The organism is Roseibium sp. Sym1, assembly GCF_027359675.1.
GTDB lineage: Bacteria > Pseudomonadota > Alphaproteobacteria > Rhizobiales > Stappiaceae > Roseibium.
On the sequence record NZ_CP114786.1, the window covers coordinates 6374590 to 6399947 of the forward strand.

25 protein-coding genes are annotated in these 25358 nt (G+C 61.7%); 6 read left to right on the forward strand and 19 right to left on the reverse strand.

The genetic code is table 11. The features are described from left to right. Positions 1–97 precede the first annotated feature (97 nt). The gene (locus O6760_RS29305; RefSeq protein WP_269583189.1) at positions 98–523 is read right to left on the reverse strand and encodes a MarR family winged helix-turn-helix transcriptional regulator; all 426 of its coding nucleotides are present in this window, start codon (positions 521–523) and stop codon (positions 98–100) included. Positions 524–707: 184 nt separating this feature from the next. Between O6760_RS29305 and O6760_RS29310 the strand changes: the two genes are divergently transcribed. Further along, a complete protein-coding gene (locus O6760_RS29310; protein ID WP_269583190.1) occupies positions 708–1271 on the forward strand; it encodes an HdeD family acid-resistance protein in 564 nt (187 codons plus the stop codon). Positions 1272–1522: 251 nt separating this feature from the next. Continuing rightward, positions 1523–2641, forward strand: coding sequence for a TauD/TfdA family dioxygenase (locus O6760_RS29315; RefSeq protein ID WP_269583191.1), 1119 nt, complete (start codon positions 1523–1525; stop codon positions 2639–2641). A gap of 45 nt (positions 2642–2686) precedes the next feature. Here the strand turns inward: O6760_RS29315 and O6760_RS29320 are convergent, their stop codons facing one another. The 10 genes from O6760_RS29320 to katG all read right to left on the reverse strand — a co-directional run bounded on the left by O6760_RS29320 (position 2687) and on the right by katG (position 15500). Then, positions 2687–3427 (reverse strand): anti-sigma factor, encoded by a 741-nt coding sequence (locus tag O6760_RS29320; protein WP_269583192.1) that lies wholly within the window; start codon positions 3425–3427, stop codon positions 2687–2689. Further along, positions 3424–4029 (reverse strand): sigma-70 family RNA polymerase sigma factor, encoded by a 606-nt coding sequence (locus tag O6760_RS29325; protein WP_269583193.1) that lies wholly within the window; start codon positions 4027–4029, stop codon positions 3424–3426. Before O6760_RS29325 ends, O6760_RS29320 begins: the two co-directional genes overlap by 4 nt. Positions 4030–4295: 266 nt before the next feature. Next, positions 4296–5084, reverse strand: coding sequence for a DUF4394 domain-containing protein (locus O6760_RS29330; RefSeq protein WP_269583194.1), 789 nt, complete (start codon positions 5082–5084; stop codon positions 4296–4298). Between the two features lie 134 nt (positions 5085–5218). Further along, positions 5219–5920: a pseudouridine synthase gene (locus tag O6760_RS29335; RefSeq protein WP_269583195.1), complete on the reverse strand. Its 702-nt coding sequence runs from the start codon at positions 5918–5920 to the stop codon at positions 5219–5221. A 291-nt stretch (positions 5921–6211) separates the two neighbouring features. Further along, entirely contained in the window at positions 6212–7255 is a 1044-nt protein-coding gene (locus O6760_RS29340; protein WP_269583196.1) for a class I SAM-dependent methyltransferase, read from the reverse strand. 57 nt (positions 7256–7312) lie between these two features. Further along, positions 7313–7885: a GDYXXLXY domain-containing protein gene (locus O6760_RS29345; RefSeq protein ID WP_269583197.1), complete on the reverse strand. Its 573-nt coding sequence runs from the start codon at positions 7883–7885 to the stop codon at positions 7313–7315. Beyond that, positions 7882–9270 carry a DUF2157 domain-containing protein gene (locus tag O6760_RS29350; RefSeq protein ID WP_269583198.1) on the reverse strand — a complete coding sequence of 463 codons (1389 nt, stop codon included), beginning with the start codon at positions 9268–9270 and terminating at the stop codon, positions 7882–7884. Before O6760_RS29350 ends, O6760_RS29345 begins: the two co-directional genes overlap by 4 nt. Positions 9271–9692: 422 nt before the next feature. Beyond that, complete coding sequence (locus tag O6760_RS29355; protein WP_269583199.1) at positions 9693–12302, reverse strand: DUF3141 domain-containing protein; 2610 nt, start codon at positions 12300–12302, stop codon at positions 9693–9695. A gap of 9 nt (positions 12303–12311) precedes the next feature. Continuing rightward, positions 12312–13076, reverse strand: coding sequence for an enoyl-ACP reductase FabI (gene fabI, locus O6760_RS29360; protein ID WP_269583200.1), 765 nt, complete (start codon positions 13074–13076; stop codon positions 12312–12314). Positions 13077–13328: 252 nt separating this feature from the next. Beyond that, positions 13329–15500: a catalase/peroxidase HPI gene (katG, locus tag O6760_RS29365; RefSeq protein ID WP_269583201.1), complete on the reverse strand. Its 2172-nt coding sequence runs from the start codon at positions 15498–15500 to the stop codon at positions 13329–13331. Between the two features lie 277 nt (positions 15501–15777). On the opposite strand from katG, the gene O6760_RS29370 reads away from it, so the two are divergent. Further along, positions 15778–16692, forward strand: a complete 915-nt coding sequence (locus O6760_RS29370) for a LysR substrate-binding domain-containing protein (protein ID WP_269583202.1) — start codon at positions 15778–15780, stop codon at positions 16690–16692. Between the two features lie 29 nt (positions 16693–16721). On the opposite strand, the gene O6760_RS29375 is transcribed toward O6760_RS29370, so the two are convergent. The 3 genes from O6760_RS29375 to O6760_RS29385 form a co-directional block, all read right to left on the reverse strand. Further along, the gene (locus O6760_RS29375; protein WP_269583203.1) at positions 16722–17888 is read right to left on the reverse strand and encodes an MFS transporter; all 1167 of its coding nucleotides are present in this window, start codon (positions 17886–17888) and stop codon (positions 16722–16724) included. A 129-nt stretch (positions 17889–18017) separates the two neighbouring features. Further along, entirely contained in the window at positions 18018–18680 is a 663-nt protein-coding gene (locus O6760_RS29380; RefSeq protein ID WP_269583204.1) for a class I SAM-dependent methyltransferase, read from the reverse strand. Positions 18681–18830: 150 nt separating this feature from the next. Beyond that, on the reverse strand, positions 18831–18977 hold the full coding sequence (locus O6760_RS29385; RefSeq protein WP_269583205.1) for a hypothetical protein: 147 nt from the start codon (positions 18975–18977) through the stop codon (positions 18831–18833). An 84-nt stretch (positions 18978–19061) separates the two neighbouring features. Between O6760_RS29385 and O6760_RS29390 the strand changes: the two genes are divergently transcribed. Further along, positions 19062–19976, forward strand: coding sequence for a LysR family transcriptional regulator (locus O6760_RS29390; protein ID WP_269583206.1), 915 nt, complete (start codon positions 19062–19064; stop codon positions 19974–19976). A 35-nt stretch (positions 19977–20011) separates the two neighbouring features. Here O6760_RS29390 and O6760_RS29395 read toward each other — a convergent pair whose 3' ends face one another. From O6760_RS29395 to O6760_RS29415, 5 genes are all read right to left on the reverse strand, one after another. After that, entirely contained in the window at positions 20012–21088 is a 1077-nt protein-coding gene (locus O6760_RS29395) for a serine hydrolase domain-containing protein (RefSeq protein WP_269583207.1), read from the reverse strand. A 123-nt stretch (positions 21089–21211) separates the two neighbouring features. Beyond that, the gene (gene grxB / locus O6760_RS29400) at positions 21212–21850 is read right to left on the reverse strand and encodes a glutaredoxin 2 (protein ID WP_269583208.1); all 639 of its coding nucleotides are present in this window, start codon (positions 21848–21850) and stop codon (positions 21212–21214) included. A 66-nt stretch (positions 21851–21916) separates the two neighbouring features. After that, complete coding sequence (locus O6760_RS29405; RefSeq protein ID WP_269583209.1) at positions 21917–22375, reverse strand: hypothetical protein; 459 nt, start codon at positions 22373–22375, stop codon at positions 21917–21919. Between the two features lie 61 nt (positions 22376–22436). Further along, complete coding sequence (locus tag O6760_RS29410) at positions 22437–22829, reverse strand: hypothetical protein (RefSeq protein ID WP_269583210.1); 393 nt, start codon at positions 22827–22829, stop codon at positions 22437–22439. A 55-nt stretch (positions 22830–22884) separates the two neighbouring features. After that, positions 22885–23790 (reverse strand): alpha/beta hydrolase, encoded by a 906-nt coding sequence (locus O6760_RS29415; protein WP_269583211.1) that lies wholly within the window; start codon positions 23788–23790, stop codon positions 22885–22887. 396 nt (positions 23791–24186) lie between these two features. On the opposite strand from O6760_RS29415, the gene O6760_RS29420 reads away from it, so the two are divergent. Continuing rightward, positions 24187–24891, forward strand: a complete 705-nt coding sequence (locus O6760_RS29420; protein WP_269583212.1) for a ParA family protein — start codon at positions 24187–24189, stop codon at positions 24889–24891. A gap of 91 nt (positions 24892–24982) precedes the next feature. Beyond that, positions 24983–25276, forward strand: coding sequence for a hypothetical protein (locus tag O6760_RS29425; RefSeq protein WP_269583213.1), 294 nt, complete (start codon positions 24983–24985; stop codon positions 25274–25276). The last annotated feature ends 82 nt before the right edge of the window (positions 25277–25358 follow it).

Here is a 25358-nt window from a genome sequence, read left to right on the forward strand (position 1 = left end):
TACCTCTTTGGTTTGTAGCCCCGGCCTGCTCCTTGCGCAGGTGGGGACTGTCTGCTCGAATTGCCAGCGCTGATGGAAACTTGCTCCAATCCGCCGGCTACAATTTCGACAGCTGTTTCAGGGCTTTGATCGCCCTCTTGAATTCCTCGTCATTCCCCAGGTGGGTGAGAACATCCTGCTGCGCCTTGCGCCAGAGGGGCAGGGCCGTTGCCAGCAATCGGGCCCCTTCGGCGCTGATCAGGTAGTGCTTGCCGCGCCCGTTTTCGGCCTGGGCAGAGATCACCAGTCCCTTGCGTTCCAGCAGCGCGATGTTGCGTACCAGCGTGGTCCGTTCCATGGAGAGCCTGTCGGCCAGCTCTCCCGTGGTTTCCTGCCTGGCCCGGCGCACGGCGACCAGAACGGAGAACTGCCCCGCAGTCATGCCGACCTGACGCGCCAGCCGGTCGTAATGACGGCTGACCGCGCGGGCGGCCTTGCGGGCATTGTCCAGCACGCAGAGCGAAAAATCGTCTTCTTCTTCCATGGTCCCTGTTCCATGGCACCTTGATGTGCATCTACACACACCTTGTGTGCATATACACTCTCAATGTCAAGCTGCATATATTCTTCGTGCAGGGCCAGGGAATTGCCGTCGGGATATTGCGTTTGTACGCGCAAGGGTTACCGTGTCTGAAATTTAGACTCAACCGGTGAGTGAGGAGCTCAAGATGACGGATGCGGTTCAGGCTGTCGAAGACATGAAGAAGAAGATCCAGGAGAACTGGGGCTGGTTTCTTGCGCTTGGCGTTGCACTGGTCATCGGCGGCATGATCCTGATTGCCGCGCCGCTGGCCACGTCGATCGCCGTCACGATCCTGATCGCCGCCGTCCTGTTCATCGGCGGTCTCGTGCAGATCTACAACGCGTTCAAGACCAAGGGGACTTCCGGTTTCCTGTGGAACCTGATTACCGGCGTCATCGCCGTGATCGGCGGTATCGTCATCTATGTCAATCCGCTCGCCGGAACCTTTGCACTCACGCTCGTGATCGCGGCGACATTCATCGCACAGGGCGTTTCCCAGGTGTTACTTGCCTTCAAGCTCAAGCCTCACGAGGGCTGGGTCTGGGTGCTTATTGCCGGTGTCGTCTCGCTCGCCGCAGGCGCCATGATCTTCATGGAACTGCCGAGTTCGGCAGCCTGGGCGCTCGGCCTCATCGCCGGCATTTCCGTCCTGATCAACGGCTGGAGCTACATCACCATCGCTCTTGCGGCCAGGGCCAGCAAGGCCTGATCAAGCGGAACACAAATCAAGGAACACCCGGCAGATTCCCTTTTGCCGGGTTGTTCTTTTGCGGTAGATTTTCCTCCGGTTTCAACAACGGACGCTGTCCGCGAACTGGCTTGAAAACGGATGTTCGCAATTCTCGGGCGCAATCCCGGCAATCCGCATAACAAGGCCTACTGGTGGTGGCCTCCTCCCACTGACCGTTGATGGTTTGCGTCCCAGAGACGCCCCCTTTCAAACATCAACGGACAATCGAAATGACACAGATATCCTTGCGCGGCGCAGACCGCGTCCTTCATGTCGCCTGGCCCGATGGAACACAGGCGGACTTTCCCTTTGTCTGGCTGCGGGACAATTGCCCGAGCGGATTTCATCCGCAAACCCGGGAACGGCAGTTCGACCTGACCGGCATCCCGATGGACATCACCATCGAGAGCGCCACCCAGGACAATGACGACATCGTCCTGACCTGGGCGGGCGATGGTCATGTCAGCCGCTACCGGACGGACTGGCTGCTGGCACACCGGCCCGGCATCGGTCTCGCCGACCCGGCCCGGATCGAGCCGGTGCTGTGGCGCGGCGACCTTGCTCCGGAAACCCTGCCGCGTGCTGCCGCGCAGGACCTGATGTCACGGGACGATGCCCTTCTGGCGTTCCTGATCGAGACCAAGAAGACCGGCCTGGCCTTCGTCGACGGCATGGCCGACGACCCGGACGCCGGCATGGCCATGGCCCGGCGGATCGGTTTCCTGCGCGAAACCAACTTCGGGTCAACGTTCGAGGTGATGTCGAAACCGAACCCGAACAACCTTGCCTATACGTCCCATGCCCTGCCGCTGCACACGGACCTGGCCAATCAGGAGCTGCCGCCGGGGTTCCAGTTCCTGCATTGCCTGGCAAACGAAGCCAGGGGCGGCGGCTCGACCTTCTGCGACGGATTTGCCATCGCGGCAGACCTTCAGAACGCGGACCCGGAAGCTTTCCGGCTTCTGTCCGAAACGGCCGTGCCGTTCCGGTTCCAGGACGAGGACTACGATATCCGCCGTCATCACAGGGTGATCGACCTGGATCCCTTCGGCAATCTGCAGGAACTGCATTTCAACGCCCACCTGGCAGGCATATTCGACCTGCCAACGGCGCAAATGGAGGCCTATTACCGGGCCTATCGCAAGCTCATGCAGATGACCCGCTCACCGGACTACGTCGTCACCACACGTCTCAAGGGCGGGGAAATGGTCATCTTCGACAATCGCCGCATCCTGCATGGACGGGCTGCCTTCGATCCGAATACCGGGTTCCGCCACCTGCGTGGCTGTTACGTCGACCGTGGCGAGTTCGACAGCCGGATCCGGGTATTGAGCCGCACATACGGTTAGTTCAGCCAAGGAAAACGCCCGACCTTTTTGGCCGGGCGTTTGCGATTATTGCGGCTCCCTGGTGAAGCCCTTGCCGAGGATCGGACCGGTGGGCAGTCCCGTGGGCGAACCGCCGGGCTGTTCGAAGGTGATCTCGTAGAGCTGGTCCGTTGTCGGTGCCGGCAGGCCGACAGCCTCCAGAAGCGTCTGTTTCGGCTCGTCGAAGACGCCGACCGAAACGGGTGGGCCGTCCGGATCGGGCTTGGTCCAGAGCTGCAGCACCGATCCGGCCGGAACGTCCGTGTCGCCCAGCAGGGTTACCAGCGTGGTGTTGGTTTCCGTGCCCTCGATCATCGCCACCGGCTGACCATCGTCATTCACCAGGACGGCAACGACTTTCGGGTCGATGGCGGTCGTCAGGTTCCAGACAAGCGCGATTGCCAGAACCAGGCTGGCTGCGAGGCTTGCGAGCGTTGTCCAGACCAGCGGGCCGCGCCGTTTTGCGCGTTCCACGGCAAGATCCGTCACCGCGGTGCTCGTTCGGGACGCCGCATTATCTTCCGACGTGGTGGCGCCAGAAGCGTTCAGCCGGTCCTCGATGCGGGACCAGAGCGCGGCCGGCACCTCGATCTCCGGTGTGGCCGCATCCAGGGCGGCAAACCGCTGGCGGGCAAGCTCAACATGAACGGCAAGGTCGGGCTCCGATGTCAGACGCTGTTCCACTTCGCGCTGCTCTTCCGGGTCGCACAGGCCGATGACGAATTCATCGGCGAGTTCTGCAAGGTTGCGGTTCGCCGTTCTTGTCACGACATGCACTCCCTCAGGGACGTCAGGCCACGGCGCACCCAGGCCTTGACGGTGCCGAGCGGTGCGGACAGGCGGCCGGCGATTTCACCATGCGTGTAGCCCCAGACATAGGACATCAGCACAGCGCTGCGTTTCTCCGTTTCAAGCCGGTCCAGGCACCGGCGCAGGTCGCTGTCATGACCGAGCATCTGCCAGGCCTCGTTGAGATCGCTGCCATCCACCTGGCGTTCCAGCCGGTCGTCGTCAGTCGCCACTTCCCGCGCGCCGTCGCGCAGCATGTTGAGGGTCCGATTGCGCAGGATCGCATAGATCCAGGCGCGGCCCGATCCCCTGGCCGGATCGAACGTTCCGGCCTTGCGCCAGATCTGCACCAGCGCATCCTGAAGAGCGTCCTCGGCCAGGTCCTGCCGCCGCAGCATGCGTTTGGCAATTCCGAGCATCTTGGGGCCGTCCGTCTCCAGAATTTCCCGCAGAGCCTGCCGGTCACCGCGCGCGCAGGACTGGATCAGCGTAGCGTGGTCCATCCCGGTCAACTCTTTCTGCCTGTCCAGCACGGCAGCCTCACCTTCAAATTGAAACAGTACTCTGTTGCTACGTGTCATGGAGGTTGCTGGACCAGTGGTTTCCTGAATGAGGTCCACACGACCGAAAAAGAGCCGGAGCGGGTCCTGGCGTGGGCATGCCAGAGCCCGCTCCGGCGGACAGCTTTGCGGATCATGGTGGGAAAGTGCCCCGCAAAGCCTAGGTGACGCACCCACAAATGAAGACCAAATCGCCTCAACCCATTTCATCTACATTTGTGGGTCCGTCACCTAGACCCCTATCCGGCTTCAGCGACCGGAGAGAGGTCCAAGGACGAAAACGCCGGTTACATCGCGGTCATGAAGGTGATGTCGCGCAGCGGCCAATCGAGGCCTTCGAGTTCCCAGCTGCCGGTGACCTTGCCGGTCTCCAGGGACACCGTGTGCAGCCACGTGCCGGTGGCCAGCCAGGCCTTGTTGTTGCCTTCGGAGTCCGTCGCAACGTCAAAGGCGTAGGTGTCGGCGGCATCCACACCGAGCTTGCCAATCGCCGCAAGGGTGCCGTCATTCGGCGAAGTCTGCCGGATCACCGCGCCGATGGTCGCGTCGATGTCATACATCGCGGTGGCGTCGGGCTTGCCGTAGGAATTGATATAGGCGGCGGCGACAATGTTCGGCGCCTCGCCGGCATGCATGTCCTTTTCCTCGAAGGCGAGGCTGCCGTCGACAGTCACCTTGCCGCTCTCGATATCGACCCGGTGGTTGGTCAGGCCGGTCATGAAGCGCAGCTTGTTGGCCTTCGGATTGAAATCGACGATGACCGGCTGACCGTCTTTCAGCGGCAGCATCTTGTCCATCTTCGAAATGACGGTCGCCTCGCCCGTTTCCGGATCGATCTCGACGATTTCATGCGCGTCGCTGACGCCGATGAGCTGACCGGTGGCCGGACGCAGGTCGATGCCAAGCAGGCGATCGACACCGGTGACGTCCATCGACCTGGTCGCCTTGCCGGCGTTGCTGTCGATCACGACCAGGGTCTTGTCACCGGCAAGCCCGATGGCCGGAGTGGCGTGAGCGGCCCCGGCTGCCAGAAGAAGAGCGGAAGTGGTCAAAAGGGTACGTGCAAGAAGGGACATTTCAGATCTCCAATTCAAATCGTCGAGGCCCATGGTTCAGCCTCACGATCCGGAAACACGGCAGATCGGAAATTGGATGCAGCGGGGGTAGAAGTTTTTTTGGCAAAACCTGCCCGGATCCGCGTCCGGTGTTATTACTCTTGGAAAATCAGTGCCTTGTCATCTTCCGTCAACGTCCTCCAGCCGCCATCTTCCAGCCCGTCGACGCCGAGTCCGCCGATCCGGCTGCGGCTCAGATCGGTGACGTGGTTGCCGGTGGCGGCGAACATGCGGCGCACCTGGTGGTAGCGGCCTTCATGCAGGGTCAGGCGGGCACTGGTCTCTCCGAGCACCTCCAGCTCCGCCGGTTTCAGCGGCTTGTCCTCGCTCTCCAGCATCATTTCACCGGAGGCAAAGAGCCCCGCCTCGTCGCCCTTCAATGGCCGGTCGAGCGCGACTTCATAGACCTTGGGGACTTCCGACTTCGGCGAGATGACCTTGTGCAGGAACGTGCCGTCATCGGTGAAGAGCAGCGCGCCCGAGGTTTCCTTGTCCAGCCGGCCGATGGAGGACAGAGCGGGCTTGCGCATGCGGAAACGATCGGGCAGCAGGTCATAGACCAACCGTCCCTGGTCCTTGGTCGAGCAGGTGTAGCCCAGCGGCTTGTTCATCAGGATGACAACACCCTGGGCCGGATCGAGCGGCTCGTCGTCGAAGAGGATGTCCTCATGCGCCGTCTTCGCGTCGGCCTTGAGCCGGTTGCCGGTCCGGTCGGTGACCCAGCCGTTGCGGATCGCCGTCTGCATTTCCTTGCGGCTGCCATAGCCGAGATTGGCGAGCAGTTTTACCAGGCGCATGAAGGTCTTCCTTGAGACAGGCAGATGTCGCTCGTCGTTGCTGTGAGAGATCGCAGACCTTGCCGCTTGCTCCCCTCTCCCCCCTTGCGGGGGAGATGTCCGCGACAGCGGACAGAGGGGGGGACCGGGTGGAGGCGGTCAATCTCAACGCCCTTTATGCGGGCAGGCCGCAGCCCCCCCTCTGTCACCTTGCGGTGACATCTCCCCCTCCAGGGGGGAGAGGGGAACACGCGGATTGACTTCAGCAATTCCTCACGGTCGTGTCTGTGGTTGCTCGCGCCAGACATTCTCTCACCGCCCTCCCTTGGCCTTGACCGCCTTGATCACCTTGTAGCCGCCCTCGTCGGCCAGCTGTGTGACAGTGGTGAAGACCGCGCCGAGCGTCTGCTCATACGGCAGGTGCCGGTTGGCGACCATGTAGAATTCTCCACCGGGACGCAGGCCGCCGGCGGCCGCGCGGATGAAGCCCTGGCCGACATCGGCGCGGTCCGCCCGTCCGGCCTGGTGGAAGGGCGGGTTGGAGACGATGAAATCGTAAGGGCCCTCGATGCCCCTGGTCACATCCGACCAGATGCCTGTCATGGCACGTTTGCCCTTGAAGGAGGCCAGGTTCTGTTCCGCAAGTTCCAGCGCGCGCTTTTCGGCTTCGTAGAGATCCATGCCCGTGACCTTGGGGGCCTTTTCGAAGACCGCGCGGCTCAGGAAGCCGAAACCGGCACCAAGATCTGCCCCCTTGCCCTTCAGGGTGTCCGGAAGCAGGTCCGCGAGCAGTTTCGAGGCCGGGTCAATCCGGTCCCAGGCGAAGATGCCCGGACGACTGGTCCAGCTACCGTCCAGAACGGGACGCGGCGCATCCAACGCCAGCCAGTCGGCGAGCAGATCTTCGTCAAGCGTATCGGAACGGACAGTCTCCCAGACCACCCGGCATTTGTTCTTGGTGAGCTTTTCGGCACCGCCGAGCAGGTCCCGCAAATCCTTTTCCAGCGTCTTCGCCCCCTCGGTATTGGGGGCAGAGGCCATGACCACACCGCCGGGTCTCGTCTTCGAGACCGCCCGGGCAAGCTGGGCACGCGCCTCCTGGCGCTGACGGCCGGGGAGAACCATGACGGCGTCGAAACCACCGGCGTCCGTCTCCGCCTCAACCGCCAGACCGGCCTTCAGCAAGGCATCGCGGTCCGGCGCGAAGCTCTGTTCGCACAGCAGGTCGAGTGTACCCAGGGCGGACAGGGCCCTTCCGGCACGGGCGCGCAGGAACAGGACGCGCGCTCCGTCGGCAAGGTCGACATCGCCGGTTTCAAACGGCAGCAGGAGTGTGTCGAGCGCTGGATCGGTCATGAAAGGCTTTCGGATGACAATCGGGTGCCGCGCTCTTACTCCGCTCGCGGCGATACGTCAAAAGATCGCGTCGGAACGGACCACTTTTCCATCGACCAGCAGATTGACCGGCAGCGACCGGCCGTCCTCGGTCACGCTGACTTCCAGCAGCAGGCGATCCTTGTCCATGCGCTCGATCTCCAGTCCCTCGCCTTCCGGCAGGAAAAAGGCATCAATGCCGTAATCCACGCGGATCTCCTCGGCCGTGGCGAAGCGGACGGTCCCGGCTATGGCCGGCGTGCCGACCTTGGTGCGGTCCCTGGATATTGCGACAGGCTCCGCCGCGCCGCCGTCCTGGCCGGCGAGTTCCACGAACACCTTGTCGCCGGTTTCCAGTCCGTCGCTGCCGGGAAGATCGACAGGAATGCGCGTGATCGCCAGGTTGATGATGACATAGTCGCCGCGCAGCAGATCCCGTGGATCGACCGGGATCACCGCCAGCGGCACCAGCGTGCCACTGCTCTGCACCTGAAGACGGTCCACCAGCGGGATCGCGATCAGGCCGAGCTGGATCAGCGCCAGCAGACCCCAGCGAAGCCAGGGCGACAACAGGCCCCGGCTTGCAGGCATGGTTTGGGTCTCTACGGTCATGGCGCCGCCTCCCCGGTTTCCGGCGACGGGGGCGCGGGCCGCTGACCGCGCTTGAACAGGCGGGCGAGCCACAGCGCCATGGCCAGCAGCAGAAGGCCGGCAACAAGGAAGAACAGCGACTGCCCCAGCAGGGAGCCGATGGTAACCTGAAGCAACCACAAGGCTTCCGCCGTCAGGGCGAGGTAGGCGCACAGCATCCAGAAACGGTTGTTGTACCAGGTGCCGAGCGCACAGAGCCCGATCAGTGCCGCCAGCGATACGGCCGCGAGGATCAGCACATTCATGTTGGCAACCGGCATCAGCACCGCCAGCAGTGCCAGCCCGGTCGCGGCGAACAGGCCCCTTGCCTTGGCTGTCTGGAAGGACAGCAACAGGCCCGTCCCGGTCAACAGCAGGGCGGTTCCGAGCGGAAGCAGGGCCGGCAGCGGCAACAGGCCCAGGAAGGACAGATCGTCGGAGACTTCAGGCACAACGATCAGGGACAGCACGATCAGGATCGACAGGACCAGAACACCGACATCCTGCATCGACCGGGCCATAAGCCAGTGGCCATGCCCGCGCAGCGGCCGGTCGCTGGACCATTTGACATAGAGATCCGCAACCGGGTCGAGCTGCAGCATGACGGCACTCAGGCCTCCGGCGCCCCCAAGCAGCATGGCGATGGCGAAATCGTCGCCGGAGGACAACAGATCCGCCGTATCCGCGAACCAGCGGCCATAGGTCACCCAGAGGAGCGAGATTGCCGCCCAGCGTGTCAGCCGGGACGGATGGAACACCGGATGAATAAAGACCGCTATGGTGAGAACCAGGCCGGTCAAGGTGGCCATGAGGTTGGGCACGCCGAATTCGGGGCGCATGACCTGCCAGGTGATGGCGGCGACCGCGGCAACGGTGAGCGAGGTCTTCGACCCGGTCAGCCAGGCCGCGGCGAGGCCTCCGAGGCAGACCAGAAACGCGCCGCCGGCCCAGTCCGACGGCAGATGAAAGATCTGCCCGACCAGCGCCATGCCGCCGACAAAGACCAGGGTGGCAAATCCCGTCGCCAGGTCGGCGATGCCCTTGCGCCCCCTGGACGCAGCCATTGCCGCAAGGCCGTGGCTGCCGGCGACCAGCAGGGCAATACCGATCAACTTCACGGTCTTGGGAATCGCATCCCAGTTCGCCGCGATGAAGGCCAGCACGGCCAGGGCCACGCAAATCACGCCAATCCCGGCCAACGCCATGGGCAGCTTCGAGCGCCCGTCATCCTGTTCCTGGTCTTTGAGAATGGCCGCGGCACCGGTGGAACTGACCCAACCCTTCGCAACCCAGTTTTCCAGATCGTCCTTGAGACGCTTCTTGTAGGTCCAGTCGAACATGTGGCCGGCCGATCTCCCTCCCGTCATGCGGTTCTTTCCGCATGGCTGTGCTGAGCACCTTCAGCGCCCACTTTGCAACAAGATAGGAGGTCTTGAGACGGATCGAAAGCATTGAGGACGACGATTGGTCCTCGCGTGCGATAAAAAACGCAATAAAATCAGCCTCGGAAATTTTCCCGATGAATTTGTCGGCTCGGACCGGGTCGCGGGGCTTGTGACGGGGGCGGATCTTGGTATGCTGTGCCCGCAATTCCGGCCCTGTCGAACGTTCGGATTACCGGCGGGCCACGGCAACAGCACACGTTCGTCAGTCATGCAAAACACTGTCAGGCGAAACACTGTTCAGATCAGAGCCGAACTCCAATAAAAATTCCAGGGGGGCTCTGTGGGGCGTCCGAGAGGCCCGGACGCCCCTTTTTATTCAGTCGGCGGTTTTCAGTCGGCGGTTTTCAGTCAGCTTTTTCACGGGGTTTCTTCGGCGCGGCGCGCGGTTTGCGGCCGGAGCCATTCGTCTTGCCCGCCGCAGTCTTGCGTGCAGCCGGTTTGCGCGGCGACGCCTTCCTCGGCGCATTGCTTGACGAAGCCGCCCGGGAGGGAACCCGGCCGGTTTCCTCAAGGGCTGCCTGCGCACCGTTTTTCCCGGTTTCCAGTGTCACGTCCGTCGCAACCAGCGGGTCTTCGGTGATATCGCCCGACACGGGCGGCAGGTCGAGCACCTCGTGGAACCGTTGCAAGGTTTCCAGGGTGTGCGGCGTCATCTCTTCGATTGCGCCGGGAATATAGCGCACCACCCTTGTCGCCAACTCGCGTTCTTCCCTGGTCTTGAGCAGCTTGGGCAGCGCCGCGAGCGCCTGTTCCGGAGCAAACTCGGTGATCAGGGTCTGCTCCTGCAGCATGAAGCTGCGCGCATCCGGTGTCAGCGACTTGAACGGCTCGTCCTGGGTCAGCACCCTTGCCGAGCGTTCCAGCCGGTCGCGGCGGACATTGCCGCGGCTTTCCGCCAGAAGGATCAGCATGCGGATGACCGCCTCGCAGAACCCGCCTTCCTCGATATGCATCAGGGCCGCCTGGACCGGCGGCAGGCTGCGCAGCTCGTCCTTGCGCTTCAAGGTGCGGCCGGGCTGCCTGGTCCTGCCGAACCAGCGCATGTAGGGCGATCCCCACAGGCTGAAAAAGAGGTTTTCATAGGCCGTGTCGCGCAGGTCCCGGAACAGGTCCATCGACTGTTCGATCAGGGCGGCGTTGACCCGCTCCAGTTCGGCAAACGGGTTGCCTGCCTCTGCCGGAGCGCGCTCCCCCCTGACGCGCTCCGCCTGGTCCGGAAGCCAGGACAGGAACGGGTTGAGACTGGACATCATCGCGCGCTGCAGCCGGAGCGGATGGGTCTTGCGGCGCAGATCCGCGCTCTGTTCGGTGACGCCGGCCTGCACGAAGGGGCGCACGCAAACGTCATAGAACTCCGCCTGCTGCTCGGACGCCCGTGCCACCGCGGCGAACGGGATCTCATCGTCGCGGCCGTCATCGATCCTTTTCAGATCGTCCATCTTGCGTTCGTGGAAACTGACCGTGAATTCGCGCTCCAGCAGGCCGCCCTCGTAGTCGTCGATGGTCATCTCGTAGAGGCCCGGGGCCAGCGCCTCGATGGTCTTCAGGGTCGAGGTGACTTCCGTGTGTTCCTTCTTGGCGATCTTGGAGGACACAAAGATGCCGAGATGGCCGACCTGGTCGTGGATCATGTAGATGATCCGCTGCCCCCGGATGGCGATTTCCCGTTCGTCCGTATAGGTGTCGATGATCCAGTTGAGCGCCTGCTGCGGCGGCGTGATATTGTCGCCCCAGCTGGCGAACACGATGATCGGCGCGCGGATATTCTTGATGTCGACATTGCGTCCGGGCTCCAGCTGGGCCTCGTTCTTGGCCAGCCGGTTGCCGACAAAGAGCTGTTCGACGATCCACTTCATTTCCGCTTCGTTCAGCAGGAAATAGCCGCCCCACCAGCGCTCGAATTCCAGGAACCGTTCCGGCTCGGTGTCGACCTTGGCATAGAGGTCGTAATACTTGCCGAAATAATTGCGGGCGGGATTGAGCAGTTCAAAATTCTGGACGATGTCGGCCCCGTCGAAGACGCCGTGACCGAGATCGGAGTAGTACATGGCGTTCCAGGTGCCGCCGAGAACGCCGGCATTGTAGCGCATCGGGTTCTCTCCGACCCGGCCGGACCAGGTGGCGACCGGCGCCCCGTTCAGGATCACCGGTCCGGTCAGGTCCGGATTGGAGGCCGCCAGCAGCAGGGTTGCCCAGCCGCCCTGGCAGTTGCCGGTCACCACCGGATTGGGCGCCTCCGGATGCAGTTCTTTCACCTTGCGCACGAAGGCCGCTTCCGCGTGGGTGACATCGGCCAGCGTCTGGCCTTTTTCCGGCATGCGCCGGAAGGCAACGAAATAGACCGGGTGGCCGTCCCGCAGGGCGACGCCAACCTGGCTGTCCGGCTTGAAACCGCCGATGCCTGCGCCATGGCCGGCGCGAGGATCGATGATGATGTAAGGCCGTTTCCAGTCCTTCGGCTCCCGGCAGGGCACGTCCTTCGGCGGGATGATCTTCAGGAGCATGTAGCAGCTGGGACGCGGCAGGTCCGCGCCGTCGAGCACCAGTTCGTAGTCATATTTGAGAACGGGCGGGCAGCCGGCTTCCTCATGCTCCAGGAAGATGTCGCCGCGCCGGCGCAGCGTGTCCATGGTCAGCACCAGCCGCTGTGCCGAATCCTGCCAGTAGTCTTCCCAGGCCTTGTAAAGCTCACCCGATTTCTGGGCTGCGCCCACATCTTCCACAGCCTTGCCGGCATCCGACAGGTTCTGCTGCCAGCGCGCCTTGTGGGCCTCGGTGATCCCGGTCAGATGTTGCGTCAGTCCCCGTCCCATCAGCTCGGCCAGGTTGGCCAGTTCGGTCGCCTGGGCCTGATACCGGGTGAAATGTTCGGACGGACCCCAGGCGGTCGCGTCCTGGAGCGAATTCAGGAATTCGTTCTGTCCCTTTTCAAACGCGTCGAAAATGTCCTTCATCGGGACCTCCTATCCAAGAATGCTGTAGCCGCCGTCGATCGGATGCACCGAGCCGGTGACGTTGAACGCCTCGCGGCTGGCCAGAAAGGCGGCATAGGCGCCGACATCGTCGATCGTCGCCAGGTGGTGGGTCGGCGCGCGCTCCGCGGCGTCGTTGAGAAGCGCATCGAATTCGGCAATACCGGATGCCGCCCGGGTCTGGAGCGGTCCGGGCGACAGCGCATGCACGGAAATGCCCTTCGGTCCCAGTTCCGCAGCCGCGTAGCGCGTGGCAGCTTCCAGAGCCGCCTTGACCGGCCCCATCACACCGTAATTCTCGACCACCTTCTGCGCGCCCATGAATGACACCGTCATGCAGGTGCCGCCTTCAGGCATCAGCGGTTCGGCCCGCCTGATCAGGCGCAGGAAGGAATGGACCGAAATGTCCATGGCCTGCGAGAACCCTTCGGCCGAGCAGTCAACCACGCGCCCGTGCAGGTCTTGCTTCCTCGAAAAGGCGATGGAATGCAGCAGCGTGTCGAGCCGACCCCACCTCGCCACGATTTCGGCGAAAAGCGCATCCGCTTGCGTCTCGTTGCGCACGTCGAGGGGGGCGACGATTTCGGCGCCGAGCTGCTCCGCCAGCGGGCGAACGAAAGGTTCGGCCCGGTCGTTCAGGTAGGTGATCGCCACATCCGCGCCCTGAGCACGGAACGCCCTTGCGCAGCCCCAGGCGATGGACTGGTCATTGGCAACGCCGACAACAAGGGCTTTTTGCCCCGTCAAATCAAACATCTAGCGCACTGCTCCTGTCATCGGGACCGGCGGTTTAGACAACCGATCCGTCCCGCCACCACAAAATGCGGCCTCGAGCACAAGCCGGCACACATTGCAGTGCAACATAAACCTTGTGACGGAACAATGACCTTTCAAGGAAAATAAGGGTTAGTGCGGATCAATCCGCGCTATTGTGCGACGCAAAACACAAAAAGCGGCGCCCCGGTAACCGGGGCGCCGCAGACGTTCGATGCAGTCGACAAGGACGTGTTATGCCAGGTCGAACCGGTCCGCGTTCATGACCTTGGTCCAGGCAGTCACGAAGTCCTTGACGAACTTCCCGGCGTTGTCGTCCTGGGCATAGACTTCCGCGTAGGACCGGAGGATCGAGTTGGATCCGAAAACGAGGTCCGCGCTGGTCGCGGTCCAGGCCAGGGTGCCCAGCTTGCGGTCACGGATCTCGTAGGTGCCGTCCGCGACAGGGTGCCAGCTATAGGCCATGTCGGTCAGGTTGACGAAGAAGTCCGTCGTCAAGGCACCTTCGCGGTCGGTGAAGACACCATGCTTGCTGCCACCGTGATTGGTGCCCAGCACACGCAGGCCTCCGACCAGAACGGTCATTTCCTGGGCCGTCAGACCGAGCAGTTGGGCGCGGTCGAGCATCATTTCCTCGGCGCTGACAACATAGTCCTTCTTCTGCCAGTTGCGGAACCCGTCGGCGAGCGGCTCCAGGACATCGAAAGATTCCGCATCCGTCTGCTCGTCGGTCGCGTCGCCGCGGCCCGGGGCGAACGGAACGGCCATGTCGAAGCCGGCCGCCTTGATGGCCTGCTCCACGCCGAGATTGCCGGCCAGGACGATGACGTCGGCAACGGAAGCACCCGTTTCCGCAGCGATCGGTTCCAGCTTGCCGAGCACCTTGGCGAGACGGGCCGGCTCGTTGCCTTCCCAGTCCTTCTGCGGAGCCAGACGGATGCGCGCACCATTGGCGCCGCCGCGCTTGTCGGAGCCGCGGAAGGTGCGGGCACTGTCCCAGGCGGTCGCGATCATTTCGGCCGGGCTCAGGCCGCTGGCGGCGATCTTCGCCTTGACGGCATCGACGTCATAGGAGGTCGAGCCGGCCGGGATCGGATCCTGCCAGATCAGGTCTTCGGCCGGAACGTCCGGACCGAGATAGTTGACCTTCGGGCCCATGTCGCGGTGGGTCAGCTTGAACCAGGCGCGGGCGAAGCAATCGCGGAAATAGGCCTCGTCCGCCATGAACTTCTTGCAGATCTCGTTGTAGACCGGGTCCATTTTCATGGCCATGTCCGCATCCGTCATCATCGGATCGTGGCGGATCGACGGATCGGTGGCGTCAACAGGCTTCTTGTCTTCCGGCATGTTGACCGGCTTCCACTGGTTGGCGCCGGCCGGCGACTTGGTCAGCTCCCATTCGTAGTTGAACAGGTAGTCGAAATAGCCCATGTCGAACTTGGTCGGCTCCTGCGTCCACGCCCCCTCGATACCGGAGGTGAATGCCTTGGAGGCCTTGCCGTCCTGGTCCGGATTGGCCCAGCCGAAACCTTGCGCTTCGATGCCGGCGGCTTCCGGCTCGACACCGATATTGTCTCCGGCGCCGCCGCCATGGGCCTTGCCGACCGTGTGACCACCGCAGGTCAGGGCTGCGGTCTCTTCGTCATTCATCGCCATGCGCTTGAAGGTTTCCCGAACATGCGCGCCGGTCTTGATCGGGTCCGGCTTGCCGTCGACACCTTCCGGATTGACGTAGATCAGGCCCATATGGACCGCCGCCAGCGGATTCTCGAGAGACGCTGCATCGTCGGTGCTGTCGTAGCGGTTTTCTGCCGGAGCCAGCCATTCCTTTTCGGCGCCCCAGTAGACGTCGGTTTCCGGACCCCAGATGTCCTCACGGCCAAAGCCGAAGCCGAAGGTTTTAAAGCCCATGGATTCATAGGCCATGTTGCCGGCCAGGATGATCAGGTCGGCCCAGGACAGGGCATTGCCGTATTTCTTCTTCACCGGCCACAGCAGGCGGCGGGCCTTGTCGAGGCTGGCATTGTCCGGCCAGGAATTCAGCGGAGCGAAGCGGATGTTGCCGGATCCGGCGCCGCCGCGGCCGTCCTGCATGCGGTAGGAACCGGCGGAGTGCCAAGCCAGACGGATCATCAGGCCGCCATAATGACCCCAGTCGGCCGGCCACCAGTCCTGGCTTTCCGTCATCAGGGCGCGAACATCGGCCTTGACCGCCTCGTGGTCGAGACCCTGGACCGCCTTGCGGTAGTCGAAGTCCGGATCCATCGGGTTGGTGCGCGCGCCTTTCTGGTGAAGGATGTCGAGGTTCAGCGCATTCGGCCACCATTTCGTGACAGGATTGTCCATCTCGGTGTTGCCGCCATGCATGACAGGGCAACCGCCTGATTTATCGACCTTAGCGTCCATTTTCCTCTCCAATTCGAGTGTTGGTGCTGTGCACCGGCTCAGACAACTCCGATCTGTTGACAGAAGTTTGACACACAGATCGTCTTTTTGATGGGAAGCGCCGTGGGGCCCGGCAAGACTGCCGGGCTGCGGCGTTTCGAAGCTCTTTTTTAAAGGCGGACCTTGGTTGCCACTGTTCCACCAGCGGCTGCCATCCCACTCTTTACAAGTTCTAAACTAGCAAAGCTCTTCGATCAGAAGAAGTTGAATTTTCTGATTGATTTGATAAGAATAAATTATGATCAACATCACCCTCAAACAGCTGCGCTATTTCGAGGCCCTGGCCCGCCACGGCCATTTCGGCCGGGCCGCGGAATCCTGCGCGATATCGCAGCCGGCGCTGTCCATGCAGATCAAGGAAATGGAGGAAGTCCTCGGTGCCCCCCTCCTGGAACGCGGTGCCCGGCAGGTCCGACTGACCCAGTTCGGCGAGGTTGCCGTCGTGCGTGCGCGCGAGATCCTGCGCGCGGCAGACGAGCTTGGTGATCTCGCGCGGGCGTCGCGCGACCGGCTGGTCGGCAGATTGCGCATCGGCGTGATTCCGACCGTTGCCCCCTATCTTCTGCCACGCGTCGTCGGCGACCTGACGGAGACCTATCCCGAGCTTGATATCCATGTGCGCGAGACTGTCACGCCGAAGTTGATCCAGGAACTCGGCGACGGCCAGCTCGACACGGCGATTGTTGCCCTGCCCGTCTCGGAGACCTCCCTCGACGAGACGCCCCTCTTCGACGAACGTTTCGTCCTGGTCCGCTCCGCAAAGGAGGCGAATGCGCCTCTGCCCAATGCAGATTCCTTGCGGGAAATGCGCCTGCTGCTGCTCGAGGAGGGCCACTGTTTTCGCGACCAGGCCCTGTCCTTCTGCAACCTGCCCTCCGGCCCGCCCCGCGAGGTTCTCGATGCCAGCTCGCTGTCGACCCTTGTACAGATGGTCAGCGCCGGCATGGGGGTGACCCTGATCCCGGAAATGGCGGTGCCGGTGGAAACCCGCTCCGCCTCCGTCTCCATTTCCCGCTTCGAGGTGCCGGAGCCCCGGCGCACGGTCGGCATGGTCTGGCGCAAGTCCAGTCCCCTTGCCGGGCAGCTCACCGAGATCGCCGACATCGTGCGCAAGGCGGCCGGTCATCTGCCCCATCAGGCCTCCGGCCAATGACACCCGGCGCCCCTTTCTCCTGAGGGGTGTCAGCGCCTGGAAAAGGTCACGCCGCCGAGGACCGCCATCACCGCGGCAAGGCCGAGCAGCACCGCCCGGGCATCGTCCCCGGCAGCGAACAGCGCCACCACCAGACCGGCCAGCGGCTGGGACAGGTTGTTGAGGCAGATGATGACGCCGGTCGTCTTGCCGAATTCCGCCGGCGGGATGATCTCCTTGCGCAGGGTCCTGACATAGATGTTGAACATCTTGTCGAAGCCGGCGATGAGCAGGAATCCGGTAGCATAAATGAGCGGGTGGGCCCCCAGTCCCGTCAGGACCGCGCCGAGGCAGATCAGGGCGTAGGCCGTCAGGCCGAGCGTACCCAGACGAAACGCCACATGGGCGGTCAGCGTCAGAACGGCAAGCGTCGCCAGCGCACCGCCGACCTGCAGCCAGGCGTAGACCTGTTCACTCTGGGCGAAGAACCCGGTCATCATGGCGGCGGCGGTTGCAAGGGTCGCCCCGATGATCAGGTTGACCCCGGCAGCCTGCAGGATCGCGCGCATGAGGCCGGGCAGCTGCCAGACCAGGGTCAGCGCATGTGTCAGGTCCGCCAACGGATGGCGGTTCAGCCTGCCGTCCGGCACTGCCTGCATGCGGGCCTGCCCCGGCCACAGCAGGAAGGCAAGATCGGCCAGCACGAACAGGGCCGTCGCCAGGACGACAACCGCCTGCCACGGCCATAGCGCCATCAGGTAGGCCGCCACAAGCGGCCCCAGGACCACGCCCATCTGCGCGGCGATCTGGCCGTAGCTGGCGACCTTCTCGAAACGCTGGTCGGCGAAGGCGCGCACAAGCACCATTTCCAGCGCCAGGAGGCCCTGGGTCGTCAGAACGCCGACAACGGCGGAGAGGCCGATCAGCCACCAGACGCCCCCGAAAGCGATCTGCCCGGCGATGCCGAGCGCACAGGCAGCCGCCCTCAGGATCCGGCTGACACGCAGCAACAGGATCGGCGAGACCCGGTCGCACAGGATACCGGCGACGGGAAAGGTCAGGTAACGCGGCAGGGTCTCGAAGAAAAACGCCAGTCCCGACCAGGCGACATTGCCGGTGATCTGGAAGATCACCAGCGGCACCAGGAACAGGAGGATCTGGTCGGCCAGCACCGTCAGGAACATGGACGCGAAAAACGCGCGGTCGCGGACAAGCATCAGGCGGCTTTCAGAGAGGCGTGAGTGGCAGGTAGACAACACCTAACACTCACATCCGCCAGCGGCAAGCGGCTGTCTTCGGCCATTTCAATCGTTTTAATTTGACGAGTTGCCCGCTCTCACCGGATGTCAGACCTTGCGGGCAACCACGAACCGGCTGTAGGGGGCCGGGTAGGTTCCCGTCTCGATGATCTCGAAGCCGGCCTGCGTGATCGTCTGCTCCAGGGTATCGAACGAAAATATGCGCACGAAAGGGGCCTTGCCGATCAGTTGAAGCGCCTTGATCATCGGACCGAACAGCCAGGCCTTTTTCCGAAGGCAGACGGTCTTGGAGATGAACAGTCCGCCGGGTTTCAATAGATGATGCACCCGTTCCAGCAGGTCCTCAGGGGTCTCGACGAGGTGCAGGAAGTTGAACCCGAGCACGGCATCGTAGTGTCCGCCGTTCAGCGGCTCGACCCTCTCACTGAAGCCGTCGGCGACCGCGAAGCTCAATCCCTCCGGGGCCGATCCGTCCGCCCTCCCGGCGGCGAGTTTCTCTTCCGCGATGTCGATCATGCCCTTGGCAAAATCCGTTGCCCTGTAGGATTTCACGTTGCCAGCAAGGAGCAACGCGGTCGAACCGGTGCCACAGCCGAGTTCAAGCACGGCATCATTCGGACCAAGATGCTCGATCGTGCGCGCAAGGGTCTTTTTGTAGGCTTCCTCGTTTCTGATCGGGGAAGCAGCGTATTTGCGGGCTGCCTTGTCCCAGAAACGGGTCGACAGGCCGCCTTGTTGTGTCAGTGTCATTGTCATCTCTGATCTGTCCAGTTTCGTCTCATGCGGAGGGGTGCTCCACCGTCACACTCCTGGCTGCGCGCAGAACTTTAACGCCGGGAACAAACATGCCCCCGGCCTGCGTTGCGTCGCAAAGCCGTAAATACCCGGGTTCTGGCCCGCCTATTTCTTCCGACCGCCGGTCCCGCGCAGGCCGATTTTCTGAAGAATGTCACGACCGATATCGCGGCCGCCCGTGGGGGACGCCAGGAAATCCAGAACCGAAAGAACGATATTTGCCAACTGGATCATCAACGAGGACGAGGACATTGGCGTCTCCTTTCCCGATTAACGTAGCCTCATCAGAAAAGAATGGAAATTGCGGAATTTTGCGTAGTTGATATACATATTTGCATGAACTGGCAGACCATCACCTTCGACTGGAACCAGGCCCGTGCCTTTCTCGTCACCGCCGAGGAAGGCTCTCTCTCGGCCGCCGCGCGCGCGCTCGGCCTGACACAGCCGACCTTGAGCCGGCAGGTGGCCGCCCTTGAAGAAACCCTGGGCGTTACACTGTTCCAGCGGGTGTCCAAGTCGCTCATCCTGACGGAGGCCGGGGTCGAGCTGGTTGACCATGTCCGCGCCATGGGCGAGGCCGCCAGCCGCGTGTCCCTCGCCGCATCGGGCAAATCGCAGCAGGTCGAGGGACTGGTGACCGTCTCGACCACGGACCTGATGGCCGCGCATGTCCTGCCCGACATCCTCAGGAACCTGCGCGAGGTGGCGCCCGGGATCGAGGTAAAGCTGCTGTGTACCAACAGCCTCAGCGACCTGCGCCGCCGCGAAGCCGATATCGCCATCCGCCATGTCGCGCCCGACCATCCGGACCTTTTTGCCCGCAAGCTGCGCGAGGCCCCTGCCCGCGTCTTCGGCGCAAGATCCCTTGTCGAACAATACGAGCGGCCGCTGACAAAAGCCGACGCGCCGGAGATGGATTTCATCGGCTTCGACAACAACGAGGAACTGGTCGGTTACTTAAGGGCCTTCGGACTGGAGGTCAGCGAGGCCAATATCCGCCTCGGCTCGCCGAACGGCGTTGTCGCCTGGGAACTGGTTCGCCAGGGCTTCGGCCTGTCGATCATGGCCGACGAGATCGCCGCCCGCTTTCCCGAGATCGTGCCGGCCTTCACGGATCTCGACCCGATCACCTTCCCGATCTGGCTGGTCACCCACCGCGAACTGCACACCAGCCGAAGGATCCGGGTGGTGTTCGATCATCTGGCGGAAGGGCTGTTGAAGGTTAAGCCGACCAATATATCTGGAGACTGATCGGCCGGGTTTTCAGGCCGGGCTGGCGTTTCGGTTCAGTTTTTGCCCGCCAGACTGTTCCACGCTGAATAAAGCGTTGAATGCAGCAGGGAGTGGCGCTCGCCGAAGCGGACGACAACCAGATCCTCCCCTGGCATTATGTAAACGATCTGCCCGCCCTGCCCCATCATGTAGGAAAACGGGCCCTGGAGCGCTTCGCCCGGCCGGTCGAGGACGTTGTGACGGATATGCGACCCGTATGTGCCGTCTGACCGGCCCTTGCCGGAAAGGCCGGCGCCGAAATAATCGCCCCACAGATTTTGCGGCAAGAACGGCCGTTCAGGCGTCCCGTTGGTCATCAGGTAGCGCCCGACCCTGAGCCAGTCCTTCGGGGTGGCGTAAAGGCAGCAATAGGCCGTGACCGGCCCATCCTTTCCGTGCCTCAGCCAATGAGCCTCACCAGCACCGGCAGGCAGCCAGATACGCTCCGTAACCAGCTGGTGGAGCGGCCGGCCATAGACCGTTTCAAGCACATGTCCGAGCACGGCGGTATTCACATTCTGGTAGACGAACAGGTCCATCTTTTCCGGCGAGACCTTCAACTGGTCTTCAACAGCGGAGATGCTGCCGGCATGGAGCTGCGCCAGTTTCCCGAACGGGTTATAGGTTGTCAGTCGGTCCTGCTTGTCCGCTCCGTCCGCTTCGAAATCGAGCCCGCTGCGCATCTCCAGAAAGCTGCCGACCGGCCTGTTGCGGAAATCTTCGGTCCCGAACCCGGACAAATAGGTGCCGACCGGATCGTCCAGGTTGGAGATCTTCCCCTCTGATACGGCCCGAAGGACAAGCGCGCCGACCACGCTCTTGATCAGCGAGTAGGAATTGAACCTGGTCTGTGGTCCGTAGCCGTCGGCATAGTTCTCCAGAACAAGGCGGCCGCCGTGAAGCACCAGCAGGGCGTGGCTGCCGGAGTCCTTGAACAGGTCTTGTCCACGCGTATTCAGTTGAGCGAGAGCCGGTACCTGGTGAAGTGGCCTGGGTTGGCCCGGGATCGTTTCGAACGATCCGAGCGCCGGCCAGACCGAGCGCGGATAGGCCGCCTGCAGCGGCTCGAACAGGCCACTGGCATAGGCCACCGTCAAGCCGCCTAGGCCAGCGACTGCAATCAGAGAAAAAGCTTTCAGAAATCGCATGGTCTTTGCTGTCCGCCGGGAACCCCCATCAAGGCAAAGGATCGTGTCGACAAAAGGACCGGCTGCTCATACCACCGGCAGCGGCTCAATGCCTGTACGCGCCATGAGTGTCTCGAAATAGGTCCGGACCTTGTCGGGGTAAACGAGGTCCTTCACCACCGCCGCCGATCTCAGCAGCGGCAACAAACGGATGTCGTCCCTGGAGAGTTCACCATTGACGGCCTCGGGGCTCTCGATCCTGTGGTCGAGATCTTTGAGCACAGGCATCAGTTCGCCGATAAAGTCCGATGTGCGGGCCTTCAAGGCCTCGAAATCCTCGTAGACCTTGAGCTTGCGGGCTAGAAAATGCGCGCATGCGGACGCGGTCGCCATTTCGGGCAGGTTCAGAAGCGGATAGCGCGGCATGGTCAGAAAGGGCGAGATCTTCAGGATACGGGCACAGAGCTCCGCGATGTCCGGTCGCTCCGGCCCGGTGAGGACCGGATCGCCCATGGCCTCGATGTAATCGACCATATCCATGCTTTCCAGCATCGGCGTGCCATCGTCCCTGACGAGGATCGGGATCACCCGCCGTCCGACCAGCGAGATCATCGCCGCGCTGTCATCGTCGAGAACCACCTGCTCTTCCAGTACGATGCCTTTCAGCGCCGCGATCATGCGCACGCGGAAACAGAGCGAGCAGTGCTCGAACATCAGGAGTTTCATGTAACTTTCTTTTTGAGCTGGTATCGAAGTTGCGTGAGAACAGGGGGCCACATGCCTTCGGTAGACTCATCCTTCTTCAAAGTTATGATTTGCTTTTTCATCTTCTGATTTCGACATCTTGGCAAAGACAAAACTTGCCAAATAGCGTGAGATTTCGCCCGCACATTGTGATGCAAGCGCCATCAAAATCAAAAGATTGAAACGTGTTGGTTGCTTCGTTTCAGACGTGACCACATAAAACTCTGGTTCAAAGATGCTTGGTTCTTGTCCTAAAATAAAGCTCAAAGCAAAGAGACAGGCTAGCAGCGACATCAGAATCAATTGCCCACGAGAAGAACGGTTCTCAGGGCTTGCCATCACAGTCAGCAAGAATGTCGCGAGACCAAATCCACCAAGCGCAATCAAGGCAAATGGCTCGTAAGCCAAAAGAGCAACCGGACCAAGCAGTAACAAACTGCCCAAGAGGATCAACCTGACTGTGTTGATCGAGACTTGTTCCTGTCGAGCTTTTTCATCAGGTGCCATTTTGGAGATCGCCTCGCCAAATCTGTGTTTGTGAGCTGGTCTAGAGATCACACTTGCTTTTTTACCGTGCCCTGACTGGTATTGGATACCTTGCCTTCCGCACAATCGCCAAAAAAAGATAACTGAGCAATCGAGCCAGCCATCCGACCGTATATCCGCCAAACATAGAAACCATGAAGATATAGTGCTTTTCGCTTTCAAACCATTCAAGATTTACTTCTGGCGATCTTCTTAGAAAATCTGCCAGAAACGCGACATAAATTATTGCTATAAATGCGCTTGAGATATTGTACCAAACGCCCAATTCATTTTCCGAAAAACGAATATTTGCAAACAAAACAAAAATTGCACCAAACGCGAATACTTGGGGAATTCCGCTTCCCCATTGCCCCACACCCACGAACACGATTGCCAGACCGATATTCATCCACTGTGTATTTTTGTAAATATTCACTGTAGTCAGTCGCTTTCCTAAGAATTCTACAAATGCAAAGTCAACTAACCAAAACTCACCCCAGCATCCAGTTCAGCACCAGCCGCCAGTCGGTCATGCGGATCGGGGTGCCGTGGGTGCCGGTGTCGAACAGGGTGAACTTGATCGGATAGTTCGGCGCGCGCTGCTTGATCTGCTTGAAGAAATTCGCCTGGTCTTCCCAGTTGTAGACCCGGTCGAGCGTGCCCTGGCCCATGTAGATCGGCACGTTGCGGCCAAGGGCGCTGGATCCCAGAAAATTCGGGTCCTTGGGCGAGCCGAGCAGCATGATGCCGCTGAGCAGGCTTGCGTAATTGCCGTTCTTGACCAGGTTCCAGCAGATGATGCCGCCCATGGAGCCGCAGGCGACCACCACCTTGGCGCGGGGCGAGAGCTGCTTCTGATACTGGATCAGCGCGGCGACATCGGCGGTGCCGCGCTTGTCGAAATGGTTGATGTCGACGGTGAGATAGGCACCGCCATTGCGCACCATGAGGTTCTGAACCCGGTTGAAATTGCCGCCGAAGGAGACGTCGTTCATGCCCTGGAAGCGGTTGCCGCCCTGGCCGTGGATGTAGATGACGATGGCATTCGCGCCACCCTTCCACTTGCCGGTGCCCATGTATTCGATGGTGCGGCCATTGGCCTTCAGCTCGGCGCTGCCGCGGCCACGCTTGGGCTTGTAGGACACGTAGTTGCCATAGACCCGGCGCTCGTCGACCTCGTCGCGGTCGCGCAGGTCGCGCTGCTTGGAATATTCGACCACCAGGAAATCGCCGTCATAGAGCGTCTCGTGGATCTTCTTGTAGCGGAACAGCCTGTCCTTGTAGGGCTTCAGCATCTCCGACTGGGCCGTTGCGGTCCCCGCCAGGGCGACAGCGGCCCCGAGCAGGACCGTTCTTGCGAGACGGGCGGTCCGGAAAGCGAGAGACCGGGGCAGCATGGGACGTCCTTTGGTTCGGGCAAATCACGCGATCAAAACTGGCCATACCCTAAGCGGCGGCCGGTAACCATGCAATCGGCTGCCGGTCAAAAACCGATGCCGATCATGTCTTCCGCCTGGCATGTGACCAGCTGCGGATTCCCGGAAACGGTCGGCCATTGCCAACTGGAGGCCGGTTGCAGATGAAGAAAGTCAAATATTCGTTCAGCACCCCTGCAAATTGTACCAAGGAAAACTGCCCGTTTTATCCACAAATGCCGGCATCCCTTTGAATAACCGTCTCGCAAATTGCGAATTTAAGGATTTGGTAACCATAAAAAATCAAGAGTGACAGTGAGATAAGTCCCAAGAAGACTTCTCAACTCGACAATGCTCGGCAAGGTCAGGAGAGCCAAGATGCCAGTCATTTCCTTCGCAAACGCAAAGGGTGGTGCCGGAAAAACCACGGCCGCCCTGCTGCTGGCGACAGAAGTCGCGGAACGGGGAAAACGTGTCACCATCTTCGACGCGGATCCGCAGAAATGGATCTCGAAATGGTTCGAACTGCCGAAGTCCTGCCCGGGCATCAGCGTTGTCAGTGAAGTCTCCCCCGCCTCGATCACCGAGCAGATCACCCATGCCGCCGAACAGTCCGACTATGTCATCGTCGACCTGGAAGGCACGGAGAACCTGATCGTCGCCAACGCGCTGTCGGTCTCCGACCTCGTGGTGGTGCCGATCCAGGGCTCGTCGATGGATGCGCGCGGCGGCGCCAAGATCCTCACCTTGATCAAGAAACTGGAAAAGATCGTCCGCCACGACATCAAGCATTGCGTTGTCCTGACACGCACCAATGCCGCGGTCACGACCCGCGCCATGAAGGCGGTACAGGATTTCCTGTCGGCGCAGAATATCGACGTCCTGATGACGCCGATCGTCGAACGCGCCGCCTTCCGCGACATGATGGAATTCGGCGGCGGCCTCGCCGGCCTCGATCCGAAGCTGGTCAGCGGGGTCCGCAAGGCCCGGGAAAACGCCGCGCTCTATGCCGCGGAAGTCCTGGAACGGGCGATCACCGTACCGAAGAAACGCTGGTACGACGTCTTCAAGCGGGCCAGCTGACGGGCCCTTCTTCGCAGTTTTCCAGAGCCGGGTCCTGCCCGGCTTTTTTGTCCTGGACCTAGAGTATTTTCCGATCAATTAGGATCATTTGATGAGTGTATCCGGTTCAGACGGCAAGGCGCGTCGCGAAGCGCGATGCGGTGCATCGGGCAAGCGGCGCAACGCTGCCGATGGGCCGGATACTCTCACCCGCACCAGCCCGGATGCGTATGAGAAACAATTGAAAATGGGCCGGACGGTTTGGCACGCCGGCGTCGTTGGCCCACCCTTGTGGTGGGAAACACCACCGCGCGTGACCCGCCTAGCCAGCGCGCCAAACCGTCTCGGTCAAATGAACCTTATTGATCGGAAAATGCTCTATCCCCCCATTTTGTCGTCATCCTGAGGAGCCACGACAGCGGCGTCTTGAAGAATCTGCCGCGCATTTGGGAGCAAGTTGGCGATCCTTCGAGACAGCGCTGACGCGC